Below are 4,213 nucleotides of genomic sequence, written 5' to 3' on the forward strand. Positions count from 1 at the left end.
GGGCCGTCTGGCCCCCTCCTCGTATTCGTGGCGGGCTTGCGATCGCCGGTACGGAACCGGGCGTAGCGGCCCTACGGCGCCTTGGCGATGTGCCGCTCGGTGGGGGTGAGGTATTCCACGCACGGGACGCCCGGACGCACGGAAAGGCAACGCACCTGCGCATCAGCCACATCGACCGCCGTCCGCCGACCGTCGGAGGAAGGACCGCCTGGGCATACGTGGTGCTCATGGCCTTCGTCCTGGCCGCCCTGCCGGGCGTCCGGGCGGCGAGCGCAGAGTCCCGCCGGGCCCCTTCCCCTCCGCCCGAGCTGGCCGGGGTGGCCACCGCGAACACCGGGACCGACCATGCCAGAGCGCTCTCGATCCGCGTCCCCCCCGGGACGAAGGACGGAGACCTCTTGGTGCTGTTCCTGGACAGCTCCGAGGTCGTCGATGCCGGGGGCCTCGCTCGCTGGGACCGGGTGGACTCGGGAGACGCCGGGAGCTCGCTCCGGGGCTCCAGCTACGTCCGGGTCGCCTCGTCGGAGCCTCCGCACTACACCGTCACGTTTCCCCGGGCCGTCCTGGCGGCGGCCACGATGCTGGACTACCGGGGCGTGGACACCTCGGACCCGCTCTCGACGCACGACATCGTGACACAGTCGTCGTACACCACGGCGCTCCAGTCGGCGCCGCTCACCGGCGTGGGCACCAACGACATCGTCGTGGTGGGCTTCCAGTCCCGAGGCGTCCCCGACGGCCCCTTCGGCGTCGAGGCGCCCGGGAACGGCTGGGTCCAGCGAGCCCAGCACACCACCATCAGCGCGAACAACCCCGACGTCGGCCAGAGCGTCGTCGAGAAGTTCGCCGGAACGGACACACCGACGGAGTCTGCCGCGGTCCAGGTCACGTACGTGGCGACCGCGATCGCGCTCCGGGGGGTGAGGTCCAACCTGGTGGACGAGGTGCACTACACCTTCACCGGGCCGAGGTCCGTGACCTTCGACTGGCGTGGGAACGTGGGGTCCATCCGGCTGGGAAGGACGGCCCGCTACCGCCGGACGGTGACGGCCTCTCAGCCCCGGCCCCTTCCCATCTCCTCCGCCGGTCCGTTCTGGCAGGTCAGGATCGGGAAGCTCGAGCCCGGCACGACCTACCACTACTCCATCGGAGGGTCGCCCGACCGCACCTTCACCACCGCGCCGACCGGGCCGTTTCGCTTCGACGTCACCGCGGACGTCGGCGACTCGCGCACGTACCCGCAGGTGGCCGGCATCGAGGGGCAGATCGCGGCGGACCGGCCGGCCTTCGTGCTGGTGCCGGGCGACCTCACCTACGGCGACTCCCACGGGCAGGAAGCCGTGGACCAGCACTTCGACGATGTCATGGTGTGGAGCCAGAGCGCCGCCTACATGCCCGCGTGGGGCAACCACGAATGGGAGACTCCCCTGGACGACCTCCGCAACTACAAGGGGCGATTCTCGCTGCCGCACCCGCACACCTCGCCAGGAGCCCCGCAGGCCGGCTGCTGCGGCCAGGACTGGGGCTGGTTCGACTCCGGCGGTGTGCGGTTCATCGCGTACCCGGAACCCTGGCCGGGAGCTTGGCAGGACTGGGCGGGACGGGCCAGCGGGATCATGGCCGCCGCACAGGCCAACCCGGCCATCCACTTCATCGTGACGTACGGGCACCGCCCCGCCTATTCCTCCGGAGAGCACGGCGGGACGCCGGAGCTCGCGGACATCCTGGACCTGCTGGGCGATACCTACTCGAAGTACGTCCTGAACTTCAACGGGCACTCGCACGACTACGAGCGGTTCCAGCCGATCCACGGCGTCACGCACATCACGGCGTCGGGGGGCGGCGCCGGCCTCGAGAACGAGTGGGGGCCGGTCGATCCGCGGACGGCCTTCCGGGTCAGCCACCTCGAGCACGTCCGCGTGGACGTCACGGCGACCAGCCTGGTTGTGCAGGCCGTATGCGGTCCGCCGTCCAGCCTCGACGAAACGGCCTGCGACGCCGGGGACGTGCTCGACTCGGTGGTTATCAAGGCGCCCGGCGTCAGGGCCGACGACTCGACCCGCAGACGGGGGCGCTCGGCGGGGCCGCGGTTCCAGGTGCGGCTGGCGCACATCGTGTCGACCACGCCGTTCCATGATCCCCATGCGGCGCCCGAAGGGCGGGGCCTTGGCTCGTCGCGGGCCGAGCCCCTGCTCTTTCGGTGCACCCTCCCCACGAACGTGTGACCTGGTTCCTGGCCGGAGCCCGGCTGGCGCTCGGAGCGGCATTCGCCCTGGCCGCCGCCTCGAAGATCGCCCGGCCCCGAACCGTCGTGACGGCGCTGCGGACGTCCGGCGTCCCGCGCCCGGCTCTCGCCGGTGCCGCCGTTGCCTCGGTGGAGACGGCCCTGAGCGTGGTCCTGGTGGCCGGATCGGGAACCTGGGTGAGGGCCGGGATGATTGCCGGCGCGGCCCTGCTGGCGGTGTTTACCGCCCGGATGGTCATGGTCACTCGCCGGGCCGTCGCCGTCCCCTGCGGGTGCTTCGGAGGACGAGGCACGAGCCCGCGGCTGCACCTGGCCCGAACGGCAGCCCTTCTGGCCACCGCCGTAGCGGGAACGGTCGGCGCGGCGCACCATTCGGCCCCGCAGCTTCCCCTGCCGGTCGTGGTGGCCGTGGTGGTGCTGGCGGCCGGCTGGGCCGCGCGGGTGGCCCGTCCGACGCGGATGCGAATGCCCCCGGCCCGCCTGGGCGAGGAGCAGGGCCTGACCCGGCGGCGCTTCCTGCTCTACGCGGCCTCCGGGGCGGCCATCGCCGGCATCGGCGGGACCTTGCTGGGCCGCGAGCTCCTCCGGCCGTGGGCTTCCACGGTCCGGGTCACGCCGAGGCCGGCGCCCTGCCCGTGCGGCGTGATCACCGACGGCAGGGCCGTTCTGTCTCCCCCGGACGTCGCCAGGCCCGGCTACCTGTCGGCGATCGGCCCGGCGCCCTTCGGCACCACGGTCACGCGGATCGTGGGCGACCCCGGCTCGGCCATACCCTTCCCCGCCGGGTCACCGGGCACCTGGGGCACGGACGCCCGCCACCATTACAGCGACGACCAGCCCTGGAACGCCGACATGACCCTCATCGCGATCCAGAACTACGGCGGCGGGTCGCCGTCGGACCTGTACCTGGACGGTTCCACGTACCGTCCCCGTCTGGCCCAGTGCGACAACTACGAGGTCGTCGACGACCGCTGGCATCCCCGGCTCCCCACGGTGAGGGTGAACGCGGGCGGGACCACGCTGGAGTGGTTCGACGTGGCGGCCTGCCGCCAGCTTCGGAGCTGGACCCTCCCCGAGAGCGTGGAGGACCTCGGGCTCACCGACGGCAACCTCACCCCGGACGGCCGGTTCGTGGTCCTGGGGAACCAGCGGAACATGTTCGTGCTGGACATGGACCCCCAGCCGCCCCTGGCCCCCTACCCCGCGGCGCGGACCGGGCCTGCGGTGGACATCACCTACGGCGGATTCCCGGTGGACTTCGTCACCATCTCGCCGTCGGGCGCCTACGCCGTCGTCCACTACCGCGGCGACCACCCGCGGGTGTTCGACATCGACGCCCGGACCCTGGCCATGGCGCCCCGTCCGATGCCGGCCTCGAGCCCCCGGTGCGCCGGCACCGCCGAGGACGGCTTCGTCTACGACCTCGGGCATCCGGACCTCGCCCTGGATTCGTTCGACGGGAACGAGGACGTGCTGGTGGGACAGGAGCACTGCGGGCTGATCGGCAAGGAGGTGGGCGGGCGGCCCATGGGCGGGGTCGTCAAGGTCCGGCTCCGGGACGGGAAGGTCACCTCGCTGACCGATCCGTCCAACGAGGCCTACCCGTACCACGTCTCCACGCGGAACACGCGTCGGCCGGGGTGGGCCTACGTGACCTACTACGAGGACCAGGGTGGGAGGCGCTTCGACCAGGAGATCGTGGCGGTCAGCCTGGACGGGAGCGGCAAGGTCGAGCGATGGGCCCATCACCACAGCGACACGACCAACTGCTATCGGTGCGAGCCACACGCCGTCCCCTCCCCCGACGGCCTGAGGGTCCTGTTCGCCAGCACGTGGAGCCTGGACTGCGACGGCGGCTGCGGCACCCAGCGCGTCCGCCAGGCCTACGTCGTCGACGCTCGCGGTTCGTGACGGCGGCGAGCCCAGCCGCCTGATCGCGTCGCGTCGAGTCGCCCGGCGTCCTGAAGC

2 protein-coding genes are annotated in these 4,213 nt (G+C 72.1%); both read left to right on the forward strand.

Annotation, left to right across the window (positions count from 1 at the left end):
* Positions 1–227: 227 nt before the first annotated feature.
* A complete protein-coding gene (locus tag M3Q23_07560) occupies positions 228–2,225 on the forward strand; it encodes a metallophosphoesterase family protein (GenBank protein ID MDP9341948.1) in 1,998 nt (665 codons plus the stop codon).
* The gene (locus tag M3Q23_07565) at positions 2,222–4,156 is read left to right on the forward strand and encodes a DoxX family membrane protein (protein ID MDP9341949.1); all 1,935 of its coding nucleotides are present in this window, start codon (positions 2,222–2,224) and stop codon (positions 4,154–4,156) included. The genes M3Q23_07560 and M3Q23_07565 overlap by 4 nt, the downstream gene beginning before the upstream one ends.
* Positions 4,157–4,213 lie beyond the last annotated feature (57 nt).

Source organism: Actinomycetota bacterium (assembly GCA_030774015.1).
Taxonomy (GTDB): Bacteria; Actinomycetota; UBA4738; order UBA4738; family JACQTL01; genus JALYLZ01.